The organism is Streptomyces venezuelae, from assembly GCF_008642315.1.
GTDB classification, from domain to species: domain Bacteria; phylum Actinomycetota; class Actinomycetes; order Streptomycetales; family Streptomycetaceae; genus Streptomyces; species Streptomyces venezuelae_D.
Genome location: NZ_CP029192.1, coordinates 7,763,004 through 7,780,629 on the forward strand (window position 1 = coordinate 7,763,004; position 17,626 = coordinate 7,780,629).

The 17,626-nt window shown below is 73.3% G+C and carries 15 protein-coding genes and 2 pseudogenes; 7 read left to right on the top strand and 10 right to left on the bottom strand.

Annotation, left to right across the window (positions count from 1 at the left end):
• Positions 1-32 precede the first annotated feature (32 nt).
• The 3 genes from DEJ48_RS34295 to DEJ48_RS34305 all read right to left on the bottom strand — a co-directional run bounded on the left by DEJ48_RS34295 (position 33) and on the right by DEJ48_RS34305 (position 2,498).
• Positions 33-728 (bottom strand): HAD family hydrolase, encoded by a 696-nt coding sequence (locus DEJ48_RS34295; RefSeq protein ID WP_150220019.1) that lies wholly within the window; start codon positions 726-728, stop codon positions 33-35.
• Positions 729-786: 58 nt separating this feature from the next.
• A complete protein-coding gene (locus DEJ48_RS34300; protein WP_150220020.1) occupies positions 787-1,473 on the bottom strand; it encodes a phosphatase PAP2 family protein in 687 nt (228 codons plus the stop codon).
• 89 nt (positions 1,474-1,562) lie between these two features.
• Positions 1,563-2,498: a M56 family metallopeptidase gene (locus tag DEJ48_RS34305; RefSeq protein ID WP_150220021.1), complete on the bottom strand. Its 936-nt coding sequence runs from the start codon at positions 2,496-2,498 to the stop codon at positions 1,563-1,565.
• 140 nt (positions 2,499-2,638) lie between these two features.
• Between DEJ48_RS34305 and DEJ48_RS34310 the strand changes: the two genes are divergently transcribed.
• On the top strand, positions 2,639-3,280 hold the full coding sequence (locus DEJ48_RS34310; protein ID WP_190537772.1) for an HAD family hydrolase: 642 nt from the start codon (positions 2,639-2,641) through the stop codon (positions 3,278-3,280).
• Positions 3,281-3,301: 21 nt separating this feature from the next.
• Here the strand turns inward: DEJ48_RS34310 and DEJ48_RS34315 are convergent, their stop codons facing one another.
• Positions 3,302-3,856 (bottom strand): DUF5134 domain-containing protein, encoded by a 555-nt coding sequence (locus DEJ48_RS34315; protein WP_150220022.1) that lies wholly within the window; start codon positions 3,854-3,856, stop codon positions 3,302-3,304.
• A 167-nt stretch (positions 3,857-4,023) separates the two neighbouring features.
• Between DEJ48_RS34315 and DEJ48_RS34320 the strand changes: the two genes are divergently transcribed.
• From DEJ48_RS34320 to DEJ48_RS40510, 4 genes and pseudogenes are all read left to right on the top strand, one after another.
• Positions 4,024-5,814: an FUSC family protein gene (locus DEJ48_RS34320; protein ID WP_150220023.1), complete on the top strand. Its 1,791-nt coding sequence runs from the start codon at positions 4,024-4,026 to the stop codon at positions 5,812-5,814.
• Complete coding sequence (locus tag DEJ48_RS34325) at positions 5,811-6,347, top strand: MarR family winged helix-turn-helix transcriptional regulator (protein ID WP_150220024.1); 537 nt, start codon at positions 5,811-5,813, stop codon at positions 6,345-6,347. The genes DEJ48_RS34320 and DEJ48_RS34325 overlap by 4 nt, the downstream gene beginning before the upstream one ends.
• A 218-nt stretch (positions 6,348-6,565) precedes the next feature.
• Positions 6,566-8,995 (top strand): annotated as a pseudogene (locus tag DEJ48_RS34330) (PQQ-dependent sugar dehydrogenase); the annotation flags it as partial.
• Between the two features lie 33 nt (positions 8,996-9,028).
• Positions 9,029-9,985, top strand: a pseudogene (locus DEJ48_RS40510) (glycoside hydrolase family 99 protein); the annotation flags it as partial.
• Positions 9,986-10,010: 25 nt separating this feature from the next.
• On the opposite strand, the gene DEJ48_RS34335 reads toward DEJ48_RS40510, so the two are convergent.
• Positions 10,011-11,357: an NAD(P)/FAD-dependent oxidoreductase gene (locus DEJ48_RS34335; protein ID WP_150220026.1), complete on the bottom strand. Its 1,347-nt coding sequence runs from the start codon at positions 11,355-11,357 to the stop codon at positions 10,011-10,013.
• Between the two features lie 243 nt (positions 11,358-11,600).
• Between DEJ48_RS34335 and DEJ48_RS34340 the strand changes: the two genes are divergently transcribed.
• On the top strand, positions 11,601-13,163 hold the full coding sequence (locus DEJ48_RS34340) for a carboxylesterase/lipase family protein (RefSeq protein WP_150220027.1): 1,563 nt from the start codon (positions 11,601-11,603) through the stop codon (positions 13,161-13,163).
• Here the strand turns inward: DEJ48_RS34340 and DEJ48_RS34345 are convergent.
• Entirely contained in the window at positions 13,145-13,537 is a 393-nt protein-coding gene (locus DEJ48_RS34345; RefSeq protein WP_150220028.1) for a VOC family protein, read from the bottom strand. The genes DEJ48_RS34340 and DEJ48_RS34345 overlap by 19 nt on opposite strands.
• A gap of 80 nt (positions 13,538-13,617) precedes the next feature.
• On the opposite strand from DEJ48_RS34345, the gene DEJ48_RS34350 reads away from it, so the two are divergent.
• Entirely contained in the window at positions 13,618-14,169 is a 552-nt protein-coding gene (locus tag DEJ48_RS34350; protein ID WP_150220029.1) for a GNAT family N-acetyltransferase, read from the top strand.
• 22 nt (positions 14,170-14,191) lie between these two features.
• Here DEJ48_RS34350 and DEJ48_RS34355 read toward each other — a convergent pair whose 3' ends face one another.
• The 4 genes from DEJ48_RS34355 to DEJ48_RS34365 form a co-directional block, all read right to left on the bottom strand.
• A complete protein-coding gene (locus tag DEJ48_RS34355) occupies positions 14,192-14,875 on the bottom strand; it encodes a glycerophosphodiester phosphodiesterase (RefSeq protein ID WP_150182348.1) in 684 nt (227 codons plus the stop codon).
• A gap of 69 nt (positions 14,876-14,944) precedes the next feature.
• Positions 14,945-15,070 (bottom strand): hypothetical protein, encoded by a 126-nt coding sequence (locus tag DEJ48_RS40830; protein WP_263399468.1) that lies wholly within the window; start codon positions 15,068-15,070, stop codon positions 14,945-14,947.
• 79 nt (positions 15,071-15,149) lie between these two features.
• The gene (locus DEJ48_RS34360) at positions 15,150-15,872 is read right to left on the bottom strand and encodes a PadR family transcriptional regulator (RefSeq protein WP_150220030.1); all 723 of its coding nucleotides are present in this window, start codon (positions 15,870-15,872) and stop codon (positions 15,150-15,152) included.
• 96 nt (positions 15,873-15,968) lie between these two features.
• Complete coding sequence (locus DEJ48_RS34365) at positions 15,969-17,522, bottom strand: phosphatase PAP2 family protein (RefSeq protein ID WP_150220031.1); 1,554 nt, start codon at positions 17,520-17,522, stop codon at positions 15,969-15,971.
• Positions 17,523-17,626: the final 104 nt, after the last annotated feature.

Consider the following 17,626-nt stretch of genomic DNA (forward strand, 5'->3'; position numbering starts at 1 on the left):
AGTGTTGCCTGCCCCGGACTCTCCGCGATCCGTCATCCGACGAGTCCGAGCACGGGCCGCAGGCCTCCGGGACGCCGTTCCACCGGCAGATGCTCGACGAAGTGCACCGCACACCCGAGCCCCGCCGCGCCGGCGTCCGCCCGCCGGTCGTCCCCGACCATCAGGGCGTCCCGGGGATCGACCCCCAGCGCGTCGCAGGCCACCGCGAAGAGCCGCGGATCGGGCTTCTGCATCTCGTGCTCGTACGACAGGACGTACGCGTCGACGTACGCGTCCAGCCCGTGGGCGCGGAAGACGGGCCGCAGGTCCCATCCGATGTTGCTGACCACCGCGATGCCGATGCCGCGCCCCCGCAGTCCGGTCAGGACCTCCGCGGCATCGGCGTAGGGCTGCCATGCCGGAGGAGTCATGTGCCGGGCATACAGCGCGTCGTAGAGCCGCGGGTCGGGGAGCGGCACCTCGCGGGCGAGTCCGGTGAACGCGGCGCGGTGCAGTTCGGCGGTCCGGTCGCGGGTGGCCCACAACTCGGCGAGGTGGCCGGGCACGCGGGCCGGATGGGCGCCTCCGGGGAGCGCGCCCGCCCTCTCCAGTGCCTCGGCGGCCCGCGCCGACTCGTCCTCGGGCAGCGGGACTTCGAGCTCCGCGAGGACGGCCCGCAGCCAGGACTCGGCAGGCTCGATGCGGAACAGCGTCCCGGAGAAGTCGAAGAGCACGCCCTTGATGGTCATGTGCGGAAGCCTCCATGGCGTCGCGGGTGGTGGCGTGGTTGACGACCCCCGTGTGCGGTCACGTCGCTTCGGGGGTGCGCCTGGCGGGCCCGTACGCGTACGTCGCGACCGCCAGTGCCACCATCAGGGCCCCCAGCAGAAAACCGCCCACGACGTCCGACGGCCAGTGCACACCGAGCCAGATGCGGGTCGCTCCCACGCCGACGACGGAGAGCACGGCGAGGGCCAGGCAGGCGCGCCACACGGCCGGGCGGGCGCCGTAGCGGCGCAGCACCCACAGGATCAGACCGCAGACGATCACCGCCGTCATCGCGTGGCCCGATGGGAACGCCGCGTAGTGCGCGGAGTCCACCGGGTCCGGCCACACCGGCCGCGGCCGGTCCACCGCCGCCTTCAGGCCCTGCTGGAGCGCGGAGCCGACCACGCAGGTGCCCGTCAGCCAGAGCGCGAGCCACCTGGCCCCGCGCAGTGCGAGACAGATGACCACCACGGCGCACAGCGCGCGCATCGTCCAGGGGTCCCACACCCAGTCGGTGAGGACACGGAAGACGCGCGTCACACCGGACTCGTCCACCGCCCAGCGGTGGGTGGTGCGCGAGATGTCCCCGTCGAGGGAGAGCAACGGCCGCCACTCCAGTGCGACCAGGAGGAGCAGGACGAGCGAGGGCACGCCGAAGGCCGCGGCGGCGAGCGCGGCCCGGGAGCCGGGCGGTCGGGTCGGGGTGTCGGTGGGCGCGGAGTACATGAAGTGATCCTCGCCGACGAGGCGGGGCCGAGGCCATCCCGGGGCGCCGGGGGCGTGGCGCGAGCGGCTGCCGGCGGCCCCTCGGCGGGTCAGCCCAGCGCGCGCAGGCCCGGTACGAACGTGACGAGGACGGGGATCACCGGCACCAGCGCGGCCGTCGCCGTCAGACGGAGCCTGCGGGCCGCGGTGAGGCGCGGGCGGGCCGCGAGGAGACGGTGCACGCGCTGCGGGACGTGCGCCTGATGGGCCGGGCAGGGGCCGAACACTCCGCGGTCCTCGTTCAGTTCGACCAGCGCGAGGGCGATCGTCAGACGGCCGAAACGACGCGACGCCACATCGTCGGCGGCCAGCTCCACCAGCCGGTGCATCTCGTCGCGGAACGCCGCGAACACCCGCACCTGCGGGAACCCGATGGCCAGCGCGCCCGAGCAGTGCAGCAACCAGTCGTGCCTGGCCTGCGCGTGCCCCTGCTCGTGCGCGAGCACCGCATCGAGCTGGCGGCCCTTCAGGCGGCGCAACGCGGCCGTGGTGATGACCAGCTGGGGCGCCTGACCGGGCAGCCACCAGGCGTCGGGGCGCTCGCCCTCCAGGACGACGAGACGGTTGTTGCCCGGCTCCTCGCCGGGCAACAGCGGCGAACGTACGAGGAGTTCGGCCCGGCTGCCCGCCCGCCGCGCCCGCGCCCGCACGATCTCCCTGGCCAGCATGGCCGCACTCCACACACCGCCGCAGGCCAGGACCACCGCGGTCGCCGCCGCCCAAGGGCCGGGTTCCTGCAGCGCGTACGCCTCGACGACCTCGTGCGGCGCCGGCGCGAAGACGTGGCCGCGCACGGCCTGCCAGGCGGCGGCCGCGCTCAGGATCATCGAGAGCGCGCAGCAGAGCAGGACTCCCGCCACCACGCACTGCCAAACCCACAGCGCGACCACGGGTTCGCGCTCCGGCCAGTCGGCCCGCGCGAGCATCCGGGGGGCGACGACAGCGGTCAGGGCGCCCAGCAGCAACAGCGCGACGGGGACCATCATGCCGCCAGCCTATGAGGGTCGGGCTGTCCGATGGTATGGACTGCCGGTCCAAGTGACGCACGCCACGGCCGACACGGGTGTATCTCACGTACGAGTGACGTCCCCGGGTTGGACGCCAGGTGGCGGTTAGGGTGCGGACGATGATCGAGACCATCGTGTTCGACGTGGGGGAGACCCTCACCAAAGACGACCGCTACTGGGCGTCGTGGGCGGACTGGCTGCAGGTTCCGCGCCACACCCTGTCCGCGCTCGTCGGAGCCGTCGTCGCCCAGGGCGGGGACAGGGCCGACGCGCTGCGGCTCGTCAGCCGCGACATGGACGTCGCCTCCGCCTGCCGCGCCCGCGAGTCGGCGGGCCGGGGCGAGCATCTGGGCGAGGCCGACCTCTACCCGGACGTGCGGCCCGCGCTCGGCGCTCTCCAGAAGCTGGGCATCCGCGTCGTCGTCGCGGGGGAGGGCTCGGCGCGCGCGGCCGAGCTCCTGCGCGGCCTCGACCTGCCCGCCGACCACGTCGCCACCTCCGGCGACTGGGGCGTGGCCAAGCCCGACCCGGACTTCTTCACGCGCGTACTCGAAGCGGCCCAGGCCGATCCGCAGGCCACGCTCCACGTCGGCGACCATCCGGCCCACGACATCTTCCCCGCCCAGCGGGCCGGGCTGCGGACGGCCCACATCCGCCGCGGCCCGTGGGGGCACTACTGGGCGGACCATCCCGACGTCGCCGACGCGGCGGACCTGCGGATCGACGGCCTCATGGCACTGACCGAGCTGACCGGGCGCTGATCGGGCGCCGAGCCGCGTCCCCTAGAGCGTCAGCAGCATCGCCACCATGCCGATCCCCATCGACAGCCGGCACGCCAGCGCCACCTCGGAGCGGTCCGCCCACGCCAGTACCGCCGTGCCGCCCGCCGGCGCGGAGACCGCCCGGGGGGCGAGGCGCGCGCCGGACCACAGGACGTACCCGGCGAAGTACAGCAGGAGCGCGCCGGTGAGCAAGGGGACGCCGGCGCCCCCGTGGCCCGCGTGCGCGCCGGGCGCCGTGGCCATCGCCACCGACATGTAGACCATCGCGAACGCGCCGACGAGGTGATGGAGGTGGTGGGGGTCGGTGCGGGCCGCCCACACGGTGTGCAGCGCGGCCGCCCCGAACACCGCGGCGTAGACCAGCCATGCCCAGCGCGGCGGCGCGAGCACGGCCGCGGGCACGGCCATCACCGCCATGCCGAACCCCATGAGCGCCTCGCCGCCGGCCGTGCGGCGCTGTTCCTCGATCCTGCTGCGCATGCGCAGCAGGCAGTAGGCCCCGGTACCCGCGCAGAGCGCGACGAGCAGCCAGGCGGCCTGTACCGGTCCGTGCACGGCACCCTCCCCTGTCGACGGCGTCAACTGTCGAACGGTGTCGTCGGGTCGATGCCCACGCGCATGCCGTCGTACGCGAGCGCATGGGGGTGCACGGGGCGCACGGGGGAGCGAGCGCACCGCGACCCAGATCTTTTGCGAGTAAAACACTTGCTAACCTTTTGGGTATGAGCAGTACTCCGCCGTCCCCGCACCCCGCACCCGGATCCGTGCCCGAAGCCGGATCCGCGGTCGCGCCCGAATCCGAATCCGAAGGCGCGCCCCGCTCCGTCCGCGCCCGCAGGCTCCCGCTCGCGGGTGTGCTGCGTCCGGGCAAGCCGTCCGACATCTGGTTCAAGCCCGCGACCAGCGTCGTCGTGGCCACCGCCCCACCGAACCTGACGCTGCTCGCCCTCGGCAGGCTCGACCTCGTGATGTACACGATGGCCGGATCGTTCTGCGCCCTGTACACCCACAACCTTCCCTACGCGGCGCGCGCCCGGGTGCTGGCCGGAGTCGTCGCGGGCATGGTCGCGAGCATCGCCGTCGCCCTGGTCACCGCCTCGCTCACGAGCTCCGCCGCGGTCCTCGTCGCGGTCGGCGCGCTGCTCGCCGCGGCGCAGAAGACGCTCTGCGACGCCACCCGCGTCGGACCGCCCGGACACCTGATCTTCACGTTCATCAGCTCGGCCACCCTCTTCGCGCCGCAGACCCTCGGCCAGGTCCCCGGCCACCTCGCCCTCACCCTCGCGGGCGGCGCCGTGGCCTGGCTCGTCGGCATGGCCCCCGCCCTGGTGCGCCCGCACGGACCCGAGCGTCGCGCCACCGCACGCGCCCTGCACGCCACCGCCGCCTACGCCGACGCCGCGCGCGCCGACGCGGACGGCCCCGGCACCGAGCGGGTCCGCGCCGCCGCGGCCGGTGCCGTGCACGCCGCCTGGCAGTCACTGCTGGCCACCGGCCCCCGGACCGTGCAGGCCCGCCGCGCTCTGGCCCGCCTCGTCGTCCGCGCCGAGGAGGCCCTCGCCGTGCCCGGGTCCGCCGACCCCGACGCGCTCCGCTCCTGGGCGGCCGGGCTGCGCGGCACCGGCGCCGTCCCGCGCCCCCGAGGCCCGCACCCCGGCGAGGAGGAGGAGCTCCTCGGCGTCGACGCCGAGCTCGCCGGGCCGAAGGTGCCGCTGTGGCGGCGGCTCGCCCCCGGCTCCCCGCTGCTGCCCGTGGCGCTGCGCACCGCCGTCGGCTGCGCCCTCGCCGGTTACGCCTCGCTCGCGCTCGGCATCGGTCGCCCGTACTGGGCCCTGGTCACGGCCGCCTCCCTCTACCAGGCCAACGTCACCCTGACCTGGAACCGGGGCGTGCAGCGCGTGGTCGGCAACCTCATCGGGGTGCTCGCCTTCGCCGCCATCGCGCCGTTCGCACACCTCGGCCACGCCGAGCTCATCGTGTGCTGCCTGGTCCTCGCCTTCGGCGCGGAGGCCCTGATCACCCGCAACTACTGGCTCGGCAGCGTCTGCGTGACGCCGATGGCGCTGCTCGTCACCGAGTTCGCGCGGTTCCAGCAGCCCGGCGAACTGATCCTCGACCGCGTCGTCGACACCCTCGTGGGCGCCGTGCTCGGCGTCGCCGCCGCCGTCCTCGTCACCAACCGGCGCGCCGTCGACCACATCGAGAAGGCCATCGAGGCCACCGACCGGGCGCGGGAGCACGCCGAGGCCGGCCTCGCGGGTGCGGGCGCGGTCGAACCCGCCCGCCGTCGCCTCACCGCCGCCCTCGTCGAACTGCGCGCCGCCGCGGACGCGGCCGCAGGCGAATGGTGGCAGCGCGCCCTGCCCGAACAGCGGGTGCTCGCCGCCGAACGCGCCGGACACCGTACGCTCGCGGCGACGGTCCGCAGGCTGCACGGCCACAGCGGTGAGAACGGTCAGGGGACGCGGGCCCGCGCAGGGGCTGCCGACGCCTGGGAGGGCGCACGAGCATGACGACGGAGAACGGTCCGGTGGCCGGCCACGGCGGGGACACCGTGGCCGCGGTGGTGCGGCAGTGGCAGACGGTGCGGCCGGACATCGACACCGGGCCCATGGAGGTGATCGGCCGCATCAACCGCTGCGCGGCCCTCCTCCAGCAGGCCGAGGACGCGCCGCTGCGCCGGGCGGGCCTGACCCGCGCCGAGTTCGACCTGCTCGGCGCGTTGCGCCGCACCGGACACGAGCTGACACCCGGCGAGCTGGCCCGCGAGACCTTCTCCTCCGGTGCCGCCGTCACCAAACGGCTCAAGCAGTTGCAGGAGCGGGAACTGGTCGAGCGGCGCGCCGACGCGCGGGACCGGCGGGTCGCGCACGTCGGCCTCACGGACGCGGGACGCGATCTGGTCGACGCGATCCTGCCGGAGCAGCTCGCGTACGAAACGGTTGTCCTGTCCGTGCTCGACGGTGCGGGGCAGGGTCAACTCAGCGGGCTGCTCGGGGAGTTGCTCGCACAGCTGGAGGGGCGGCTCGGGGTGCGGCGGGGCTGAGGGGCCGGGCGGCCCGGGTGCGGCGATGGCTGCGGGGGCCGGGCCTCCTGGGCGTGGCGGGGGTTTTGACACGGCCTTGACAAATAGGGGCGCCGTTGCCAGCATGCAAAGCTCTCGCACTTCCGCGTAATTCTCTGTGCTGAACACGTAATTCGCTGTTCGCGGCGCGGCCGGCGCGCGCCCTGCCTGACACACCCCGAGCGTCAGGAGGATGCCCCATGTCCCCAAGCCCTCGTACCGGGCTCAAACTGCTCACCGCCCTCGCCCTCGTCCTGGGCGGCGTCACGGCCACGACCTCCGGCGCCGCGGCGCGGGCGGTCCCGGCCGCGGACTACCAACAGGTCCAACTGGCGGTCGGCGCCGCCGAAGTGGGGGAGGCGATGTCACTCACCGTGCTGCCCGACCGCTCGGTCCTGCACACCGCACGCGACGGCACGGTCAGACACACCGACCCCGCGGGCAACACCACGTCGGCCGGGAAGCTGGACGTGTACACGCACGACGAGGAGGGGCTTCAAGGCATCGCGGCCGCCCCGGACTTCGCCTCGACCCGGCACGTGTACGTCTACTACTCGCCCAAGCTCGACACCCCCGCCGGTGACGCCCCGGTCACCGGCGGCGCCGCCGACTTCGAGCGGTGGAAGGGACACCTCAACCTGTCCCGCTTCACGCTCAAGGCGGACCGCACCCTCGACATGGCCAGCGAGAAGGTCGTGCTCGAAGTGCCCAACGACCGCGGCCAGTGCTGTCACGTCGGCGGCGACATCGACTTCGACGCCGCCGGAAACCTGTACCTGACGACGGGCGACGACACCAACCCGTTCGACTCGTCCGGCTACGCGCCGCTCGACGAACGCGGCGACCGCAACCCCCAGTTCGACGCCCAGCGCTCCTCCGGCAACACGAACGACCTGCGCGGCAAGGTCCTGCGCATCAAGCCGACGGCGGCCGGCGGTTACACCGTCCCCGCGGGCAACCTCTTCGCCCCCGGCACCGACCGCACCCGCCCCGAGATCTACGCGATGGGCTTCCGCAACCCGTTCCGGATGAGCGTCGACAAGAAGACCGGCGCCGTCCTCCTCGGCGACTACGGCCCCGACGCGGGCGGCGGCGACGCGAACCGGGGCCCCGGCGGCCAGGTCGAGTTCGACCGCATCACCGCGCCGGGCAACTACGGCTGGCCGTACTGCACGGGCACGAACACCGCCACCGAGACCTACAACGAGTACACGTTCCCCAGCGGCCCCTCCGGCGCGAAGTACGACTGTGCGGGCGGCCCGGCGAACAACTCGCCCCGCAACTCCGGGCAGAGCAAGCTGCCGCCCGCGAAGCCCAGTTGGATCAAGTACGGCTGGGAGGGCGCACCGCCGGAGTTCGGCAGCGGCTCGGAGTCGCCGATGGGCGGCGAGGTCTACCGCTACGACCCGAACCTCGACTCGTCCGTGAAGTTCCCGCAGTCCCTGGACGGCCGCTTCTTCGCCACCGAGTACGGCCGCAAATGGATCAAGACGGTCGAGGTGAAGTCCGACGGGTCCCGCGGCGCGATCGAGGACTTCCCGTGGACCGGCACGCAGGTCATGGACAGCGACTTCGGGCCCGACGGCGCCCTGTACGTCCTGGACTACGGCACCGGCAGCAACAACCAGGCCCTCTACCGCATCGAGTACCTGGCCGGCAGCAACCGCAGCCCCGTCGCCAAGGCCGCCGCGGACAAGACCTCCGGGTCCGTGCCGCTCACCGTGAAGTTCTCGGCGGCGGGCAGCTCCGACCCCGAGGGCGGAGCGCTCGGCTACTCCTGGGACTTCGGCGACGGCGCCACCTCGACACAGGCCAACCCCTCGCACACGTACACGACGAAGGGAACGTACCGGCCGACCCTCACGGTGAAGGACCCCGAAGGCCTCACCGGCAGCGCAAGCCTCGTGGTCACCGCGGGCAACACCGCCCCCACGGTCTCCCTGCGACAGCCCCCCGACGGACGGCTCTTCTCCTTCGGGGACACCGTGCCCTTCGAGGTCTCCGTCAGCGATCCGGAGGACGGTGCCGTCGACTGCTCGAAGGTGAAGGTCACCTATCTGCTCGGCCACGACAGCCACGCGCACGCCGTCACCTCCAAGAACGGGTGCAGCGGCAGCATCGCCGTGCCGACCGACGGAGAACACGACAGCGCGGCCAATCTGTACGGGGTCTTCGACGCCGAGTACACCGACAAGGGCGGCCTGACCACGCACAGCAGAAACACTCTCCAGCCGCGCCACCGGCAGGCCGAGCACTTCGCCGCGCAGTCCGGCATCCAGATCGCCGGACACGGGAACGCGGAGGGCGCCAACACGGTGGGTTACACCGACGACGGCGACTGGATCTCCTTCAAGCCCTACGCACTCGGCAACGCGACCTCGCTCACCGCGCGCGTCTCCTCCGGCGGCGCGGGAGGCACGCTCGAAGTCCGCGCGGGTTCGGCGACCGGCACGCTCCTCGGTTCGGTGAACGTGCCCGTGACGGGCGGCTGGGAGAACTTCCAGAACGTCACGGCGAACCTGACCGGCGCGCCGTCCGCGACGACGGAGCTCGTCCTCGTCTTCAAGGGGCCGACGGGCCGGGGGAACCTCTTCGACGTCGACGCGTTCACCGTCAATACGTCCGCGGCCTACGACGAGGGCTCGCGCGACGTCCACCTCTTCTACTACCCGTGGTACGGAAGCCCGTCGGGCGGCGGCAGTTGGCGCCACTGGCCCCAGGGCGGCCACACCCCGCCCGACGACATCGGCGCCGACCTCTACCCGGCGCTCGGCCCCTACGACTCCGGGGACATGGCGGGCACCGTCGCCCAGCACATGAAATGGGTGAAGCGCTCCGGCGCCGGAGTCCTCGTCTACAGCTGGTGGGGCCGGGACGGCTACGAGGACCGGCTCGCCAAGGGCGTCCTCGACGCGGCCGCCGAGGAGGGCATCGAGGTGGCCTGGCACCTGGAGCCGTACGCGGGCCGCACCGCCGCCTCCACCGTCGCCGACATCCGCTACCTCAACGCCGCCTACGGCAGCCACCCCGCCTTCCACCGCTCCGCCGAGCACGGCGGCAAACCCGCGTTCTACGTCTTCGAGAGCCTGCGCACCACCGACTGGGCCGCGCTCGACGAGGTGACGGACGACAACATCGTCCTCGCCCAGACGACCGACACCAGCAAGATCGCGCACTTCTCGGGGATGTACACGTACGACGGGATCGCCGGGGCCACCGCGCCCGGCTGGAAGCACGCGGGCGACTACGCCCGTGCGCACGACCTGATCTGGGCCCCGTCCGTCGCCCCCGGCTACGTCGACGACCGGGCTGTCCCCGGCAACACCACGCCCACCCTCGGCCGCGCGGACGGAGCCGCGTACGACAAGCAGTGGACCAACGCTCTGGACCCGGCCGTCGGCGGTTCGCCCGACTGGGTGTCGGTGACGTCCTTCAACGAATGGCACGAAGGCAGTTCGATCGAGCCCGCCGACAGTACGCCTCCGGCCGGTCACGGCTACCAGACCTTCGAAGGGGCCTACGGAAAGACGGGCGAGGCGGCCGAGACCGCCTACCTGGACCGCACGGCGTACTGGGCCGACCGCTTCGAGTCGGCGAAGCGGCGCGGGCGGACGTCCTAGGCGGGGAGTTCCGGGAGGCGTCCCCTCAGGCCGCCTCCACCCGCTTCAGGATCTCCTCCTGCGACAGATAGGCGTCCGTCATCTCGAAGTCCTTGAGCGTGGCGGGCCGCTGCGCCTGGAAGCCGGTGCGTACGTAGTCATCGCCGGCGAGCGCGTTGAGACCCCAGTTCGCGGCCGTCCGGAAGCGCGCCGTGACCGTGCGCAGCGCGCCCAGGTGGTAGCCGCGCGCCACCACCTGGGCGGGCAGTCCCGTCAGCTGCACGCCGAGCGGCTTCGACACCGCCTGGATGCCGCCGAGGTCGACGACCAGACCCATGTCCTTGTGCCGGTAGTCGGCGAGCGGGAAGCCGCGCAGGGCCGAGACGATGTTCTTCCCGGCCGCCCAGCCCTGCCGCATGGCGTGCTGCGCGGTCGGCGGGCAGATCGCGTCGCCGCCCTTGGCGAGGTCCGGGACGGCGGCCGCGTCGCCGAGGGCGAAGACTCCGTCGAGTCCGGGGACCGTCAGGTCGGGCCGCACGACGAGCCGGCCGCGGTTCGTCTCCGCGCCCAGCGTCGCGATGAGCGGGCTCGGGGCGACGCCCGCGGTCCAGATCAGCGTGCGGCACGGCAGGACGCGGTCGTCGGTGAGCGTGACGGTGTCCTCGGTCGCCTTGGCCACGGACACCCCGAGCGAGACGTTCACGCCCCGCCGCTGCATGATCTCCATCGCCTTGTCGCCGAGCCGCGGGCCCAGCTCAGGCATCAGCTTCGGGGCGACGTCCACCACGTGCCACTTGATCTGCGACACGTCCAGGCCCGGATAGCGCTTCACCGCGGCACACGTCAGACGCTGGAGGTACGCAGCCGTCTCCACGCCCGCGTACCCGCCGCCGACCACCACGAACTGCAGCCGCTGTTCGCGCTCCGCACGGCTCGAGCTCGCCGCGGCCAGGTCCAGCTGGGAGATGACGTGGTCGCGGATCCACGCGGCCTCGGCGAGCGTCTTGACGCCCACCGCGTACCGGTCGACGCCGGGGATGTCGAACTGCCGCGTGACACTGCCGGGCGTCAGGACCAGGTAGTCGTAGCGCTCCACGACCTCCTCGCCGTTGATCTTCCGCACGACCACCGCCTTGGCCTTCGGGTCGACGCCGACGGCGCCGCCGGGCACGATCGCGGTGCGGCGCAGCATCCGGCGCAGCGGCACGGCCACCGACTGCGGAGTGAGCACTCCGGAGGCGACGTGCGGCAGCAGTGGCAGGTACAGCTGGTGGTCCGTCGGACTGATCAGCCGCAGCTCCGCCTCGTGGGGCGAGAGCTTCTTCTCCAGCTTGTGTGCGCACTCCATGCCGGCGAAACCACCGCCGACGATGAGGATCCGGGGAGCTGCCATGTGATGTCTCTCCTGAGCGGTTGGAGATCGACTTCAGGGCTTTCGGGCCTGCCAGGACTCTGAATGATCTTCTGCGGACCGTACCCGTGGCCTTGTACCCCTGCATCCTGGATGGATTGCTCGTGTGACGTGCTTCACACATCTGTGTCCGGCCTGCGCACCTCGCGTAAATGGCTGGCACCGGGCCGTCGGAGGGCGGGATGCTCGGATCCTCCGTGAGGGGAACCCGGAGGGGGAGTGGCGATGACCGTTGCCGGTGACGACGTGTCCCGGTCCCGGCCCGAGGTCCGTACGCGGTCCGGGTCGCTGCGCGGAAGCCTGGAGGTGGGCGTCGCGGTCTTCCGCGGCATCCCGTTCGCCGAGCCGCCGGTCGGCGCGCTGCGTTTCGCGGCGCCGCGCGCGGTGCGCGGCTGGAGCGGGGTGCGCGAGGCCGTGGCCTTCGGACCGCCCCCTCCGCAGGGCGGCCACTTCGGCATGGACGCGCTGGCCAGGGAGACGGTCGGCGAGGACTGGCTGACCGTCAACGTCTGGTCGCCCGATCCCGGGCCCGGGGCGGGACTTCCGGTGCTGGTGTGGATCCAGGGCGGCGCCTACACCATCGGCATGTCGGGCCTTCCCGAGTACGACGGCGGCCGCCTGGCACGGGACGGCGGGGTCGTCGTCGTGACGTTCAACTACCGCGTGGGCCCGGAGGGGTTCGGGCAGATCGAGGGAGCGCCCGCCAACCGGGGCCTGCTCGACCAGATCGCCGCCCTGGAGTGGGTGCGCGACCACATCACGGCGTTCGGCGGCGACCCGGACCGGGTCACGGTCTTCGGGCAGTCGGCGGGCGGCGGATCGGTCGCCGCGCTCCTCGCGGCGCCGGGCGCGGCGGGGCTCTTCGGCAGGGCCGTCGCGCAGAGCGCGCAGGGCACGTTCTTCGCGCCGGAACTCGCCGCCGACATCACGGGGGCGTGCGCGGCCGAACTGGGCCTGCGGGCCACGGTGGCGGACCTCTCCGGGGTGGCGCCGCACCGGCTGGCCGCCGCGGGTGACGCGGTCGGCGCGGAGGCGGCCCGGCACGGCGGGCGCTGGGGGAAGCCCGCCCTCCGGTCGGTCACGTTCTCGCCGGTCGTCGACGGCGCGGCCCTGTCGGTCACCCCGTGGCAGGCACTGACCGCGGGTGCGGGACGGGACATCGACCTCCTTGTCGGCCACACCCGCCACGAGCAACGGCTCCTCACGGCGCTGGACGGGCTACTCGGCCAGGTCGGCGAGGACGTCGCCGCGCAGACCCTCGACGCGTTCGCACCGGGCCCGGACGGCGCCCGCGCCTACCGCGACGCCCACCCGGAAGCGGGCCCCGACGAGCTCCACGAACTGGTGCTCTCCGACTGGCTCTTCCGTATGCCGACCCTGCACCTCGCGGAGGCGCAGGCAGCCGCGGGCGGCCGCGTCCACGCCTACGAACTGACCTGGCCCGCCCCCGGCATGGACGGCGTGCTCGGCGCCTGCCACGGCCTGGACGTGCCCCTGGTCTTCGGCAACCTGGACCGCGGCCAGCCCGCGGCACTGATCGGCACCGCGCCCGAGGCGGAGGATCTGTCCGCCGCGATGCGCGCCGCGTGGACGTCGTTCGCCGCCCAGGGCGACCCCGGCTGGCCCGCGTACGACCGCGACCGGCGCCTCGTGCGGCTCTTCGACGCGGCGCCGACCGTCACGGCGTACCCGGAGGAGCGGTCACGCCTGATCTGGCGGGACCACGCTTTCCCGGTGCTGCCGCTGCTTCAGCGGGGAAATCCGGAAGGTCAGATCCCCGGCCGGTAGCGGATCGGATGGTCCTGCGGGACCTCGACGAGAACGATCCTGACGCCGTCCGGATCCGCGATCCACATCTCGATGAGCCCCCACGGCTCCCGCACCGGCGGCCGCACCACCTCGACGCCGCGCCCGACCAGCTCCGCGTGGGCCGCCGCGACGTCCGCGACCTGGAGCCAGAGCTGGAGCCCCGGCGCGGGCGGGGCGTCGGAGCGGCCCGACACCTCCAGGAAACCGCCGCCGAGGAAGAAGACCGTGCCGCGCTCGGGACCGGTGCCGAACTCGCGGTAGACGGCGAGGCCCAGCGTCTCGCCGTAGAAGACGCGCGAGCGTTCCGGGTCGGTGGGGCGCAGAAGTGTCCTGCTGCTCAGTACGTGGACCATGCGGCCGCACCATAGTCGCGCGGCGTGGGGTTAGGCTCGACGGCGCCCCAACCCGCGCCAAGATTCGGAGAGCCAGGTCCATGGACACCGCCCCGCGCCCCACTTCAGGAGAGCTCACTTTCCGCGCCGCCGAAGCCGCCGACGCGGACGCCCTCGTCGCGCTCATCGAGTCGGCGTACCGAGGAGACGCGAGCCGCGCCGGGTGGACCACCGAGGCCGACCTCCTGGAAGGGCAGCGCACCGACCCGCAGGGCGTCGTCGACGTCATCGAGTCGCCGACGAGCCGGCTGCTCGCCGTCGAGCGGGACGGCGCGCTCATCGCGTGCTGCCAGCTCGAACACCGCGGCGACCACGCCTACTTCGGCATGTTCGCCGTCAGCCCGGCGCTGCAGGGCGCCGGCCTCGGCAAGGTGATCATCGCCGAGGCGGAGCGGACGGCACGCGAGATGTGGGACGCCCGTGAGATGCACATGACCGTGATCTCCGCCCGCGGCGACCTCATCGCCTGGTACGAGCGCCGCGGCTACCGCCGTACGGGAAAGATGACGCCCTTCCCATACGGCGACGAGCGCTTCGGCATCCCGCAACGCGACGACCTGGAGTTCGAGCTGCTGGTCAAGGACCTGGCCTAGGCGCCCGGGGGGGCTGGGACCCTCAGGCAGTGAAGCGACCAGTCCGCTTGATCTCGGGATAGTCGGTGGTCGCCCCGTCCAGTTGCAGGGCCCGCACCAGACGCAGATCGTCCTGGGTGTTCACGACCCAGCCGATGATCCGCAGGTCGGCCTTCTTGGCGCGCTCGACGATCTCCAGCGTCAGGCGCCGGATGTTGAGCACGAGCGTGGTCGCGCCGACGGCGGTGGCGCGCTCCACGACGTCCGTGCCGTAGCGGCTCGCGACGAGGGCGGTCCGTACACCGGGGACGAGGCGGGCGATCTCGGCGATCGCCTCGTCGTGGAAGGAGATCACCTCCACCCGCGCGACCAGATCGCGGCTCAGCATGACCTCGGCGAGGGCGCGGGCGGCCGCGACGTCCTTGATCTCGGCCTGCAACGGTGCCTTCACCGCGTCCAGGACCTCTTCGAAGACGGGGATGCGCTCGCCGCGGCCCGCGTCGAGCTCCCGCAGCTCGGCGAGGGTCTTCTCGGCGATCGGCCCCTTGCCGTCGGTCGTACGGGCCACGTCGGCGTCGTGCATGACGACGAGCGCGCCGTCCTTGCTCAGATGCAGATCGAGCTCGATGAGGTCGAGGCCCGCCGCTTGCGCGGCGACGAAGGAACGCAGGGTGTTCTCGGGCTCGACGCCCATGACCCCACGATGACCGATGGTGAGGAAGTTCAAGATCCACTCGCTTCCGTCGACGGAGGCTCGGCGACCGCACGGCCGGGGAGCCGCGCGCAATGTCGCAGCCTAATGGCCCGCCTCGGTGAAGGAACCGTGTGGACGGGGGTCGGTGGCCTCCTCGGATCTGGTCCCCGCGATCCCCAGGAGCAGACCGGTGATCAGGGCGGCGACAAGGACGGCACGGGTGCTCACGGGTGCGCTGCTCCGAACGGAGGGGGGACGGCTGACCCCCTCCGTCCTACCGGCGGCACCCCCACCCGGGCGAGCCGCGTCACCCGGGCGTGGGCGAGTCCTTCACGTATTGACCGGGTGGCAGCGGAGGTTGACCGGGGGACGGTGGAACGCCCCCGCCCCCGCCTCTGCCCTCGCCCTCTCCCCGCGCCTCCAGCTCGGACAGGTCGGTGAGCATCGCCTCGGCCAGTTCCACCTCCGCCTCCAGGCGCCGCTCGCTCCAGCGCAGTGCGACCTGCGGATGCGACCACGCCTTTGCCCCGTCCGCGCCGTCCACCCGCGCGAGCGCGTCCCTGACCTCCGTCAGCTCGCCCCTGGTCCGCGCGATGTGTTCGGCCACCAGGCCCCGGAGCCGGCCCGGGTCCGTGAGGTGGCCGAGCCAGATCCGCAGCAGCAGGGGGTGCTTGAGGACGGGCGGGCCGGCGTCCCGGCCGCCGTCGGCCCAGGCGGTCAGCGCGGCGCGGCCCTCGTCGGTGATGGCGTACGCCCGCTTCGTACGGGGCTCCTCGGGGCCCGAGCGGCGCGACGTGGCGTAACCGAGTGTTTCGAGGCGGCGCAGTTCGGCGTAGATCTGGCTGATGGCGGGCGACCAGTAGAAGAAGCGGAGGGAGGCGTCCGCCCACTTCTTCAGCTCGTACCCGGTCCGCTCGCCGGGAAAGGAGAGCAGCCCGAGGACGGCCCACGCGGTCGGCGGCAACTCGGCACCCCCGTCAGTCGAGGCGCTGCCGCCGTGCTGCTGCGAGGTGGTTCGACGCGCGGCCATAGGGCGCATTGAAGTGAAGGGGACGGGGCGGGCGCAAGGGGTGGGTCCGCGCCGGTGGGCGAGGTGGCCCCGGCACCTCCCCGGCCGGCGAGGGGGTCAGCCCGCCGGCCTCCGCTTCGGCTGACGGTTCGCCGCCAGCGTCAGGGTGCGGGCCCGCTGGGCGATCTCGTCGAGCTGCGCCGCCGGGCTGTAGACCGTCAGCGCGGAACGCAGCTTGTCGAGGAGCAGGGCGTCCGGGGTCGGCGCGGTCTCGCCGTCGTACGCGAGCCCCGTCACGTCATCGAGACCGCTGAGCCGCAACTCCTCGACGCGCTCGGAGCGGAACACCCGCGAGCGCCGCAGCGCACCGCCCAGCGCGGACAGGGCGACGCGCGTCCGGGCGAGCGGCGCCTCCGCGTCGACCGTGCGGATGTCGAGGAGACCGTCGTCCAGGCGCGGCCGGTGCGTGAGGGCGAGGCCGTCCGGCACGTACTGGCCGTTGCCCGCGAACAGCAGCCACAGCACGCGGTCGTGCCCGTCGAGCCGGATCCGCAGCGGGGCCGCGGTCCGCAACACCTCGACGAACGACACGGCCGCCGCGGGCCACTTGCCGATGCGACCCTCCAACTTCTCGCGCTTGCGCACGAGTTCCGGATAGATGCCGATGCTGAACGTGTTGACGAACCCCGCGACCTCCTTGCCCTCTCCGTCGCGCACCATCGCCAGATCGACGCGCACCGCCTCGCCGCGCGCGACGGCGTGCGCGGTGTCCTCGAAGGTGGGCGTGCCCACGTCCAGGGCGAAGTGGTTCAAGGTGCCGCCGGGGAAGACCGCGAGCGCGAGCCCCGCCGCGGCGGCGCGCCGGGCCGTCGCGTTCACCGTGCCGTCCCCGCCGCACACGCCGAGCACCCCGGCCGCCCCGGAGGCCCGCGCCACCGCCTCGTCGAGGATCTCGTCGAGGTCGTCACCCGGACCGCACGACAGGACCTCGGCCTTCGGCAGGAGCAGCTCCAGATGCTCGCCCGCGGGCAGCCGCCCCGGAACCCCTTTCCCAGAACCGGAGTTGAGGACGACGACGAGCCCCTCGCCCTCAGGCAGCGCGGGCGCCTTCACCCGGGTGCGACGGAACTGCGCGGGCGAGGGATGCGGCGCCCACCAGTAGCAGGTCACCGCGGCCGCCGCCGCGCCGAGGGCGCAGCCCGCGAGGACGTCACCGGGGTAGTGCACCCCCACGTACACCCGGGAGAACGCCACGGCCGCGGCGACCGGCGCGAGCAGCGCGCCGTACCGGGGCGCCTCCAGCGCCACCCCCACCGCGAACGCCGCCGCCGACGCGGCGTGCCCGGACGGGAACGAGGACGTCCACGGCGTCTTGGAGAGGCGTCGCATGGCGGGCACGGCGGTGAGGACGGGGCGACGTCGGCGTACGGCGTACTTGGCCACCGCGTTCGTCGTCACCGAGGCCAGCGCGAGGGCGCCCACCCCGCGCCGTGCGGCACGCCGGGCCGCGGGGCCGCCGACGACCGCGAGGGCGGCCGCCGTGCCGAACCAGAGCCGCCCGTGGTTCGCCGCCCTGCTCAGCGGTGGCAGCACCTGCTCCGCGCCCGGCAGCCGCGCCGACGCCACCTGTTCGAACCAGCGCCGGTCGATGCTCCCGATGCGTCGTTTCATGGGCTCACTCGAACAGGGCGACACGGCGAAGGCCCGTGATGCTCGTCCGAACGGGGCAGTTGGTTCAGTCTTGGGAGCGGCCCCCGACCGCCGGGCGGCACCCG